The organism is Vibrio sp. 1249-1, from assembly GCF_033340495.1.
The window spans coordinates 1-513 of sequence record NZ_JAWOWJ010001190.1 but is presented as its reverse complement, the minus strand read 5'-3'; the positions used below and the strand labels follow the sequence as shown (position 1 = coordinate 513).

Sequence of the window (513 nt, the reverse complement as noted above, 5' to 3'; positions counted from 1 at the left end):
CAAGAATACGAAAATGAATTGGTGTAACGGATCACAAGCAAAACCATGAAAAAAACATACTGGTTACTCGCCAGCCTCACTACCCTTACTTTGACGGGCTGTTTTGAAGGCAACGTTACAACAGAAGAGTTGTGTCAAAAAACGCCAGAGCTCCGTTGTGAAAACCTCAATATGGATGACGGCCAATGTCGAATTCCTAGAACCAAGTTAATTTGGCACCGTTTTGAGCTAGTGAAAACCCCATCAGAAGCAAACCAAATTACCGAATACAGCATCGTTGCTGATTATCGCAAATGTTTGGAGCTCGCGTCTCAGATCACCCCTATCGATCAAAGTGAGCTAAAAAGGCAACGCTTTAATGCCTTGGTACACAGCATAGATGAACTCAAGCGTATCGTCGAAGAACTGAAAGGTTCTCAACAACCAGAGACACTCTATTTTCTTTGGTCACAAACAGGCGATACACAAGCACGTCGCCAATTTTTACAAATGGAAGGCACACCCCAGTTAAAT

Annotated in this window: 1 protein-coding gene; it reads left to right on the top strand. The window is 43.1% G+C overall.

The features are described 5' to 3' along the window. Positions 1–45 precede the first annotated feature (45 nt). Positions 46–513: DUF2989 domain-containing protein (locus R7Z50_RS31195; protein ID WP_318150240.1), on the top strand; the 468-nt coding region annotated here is incomplete at its 3' end.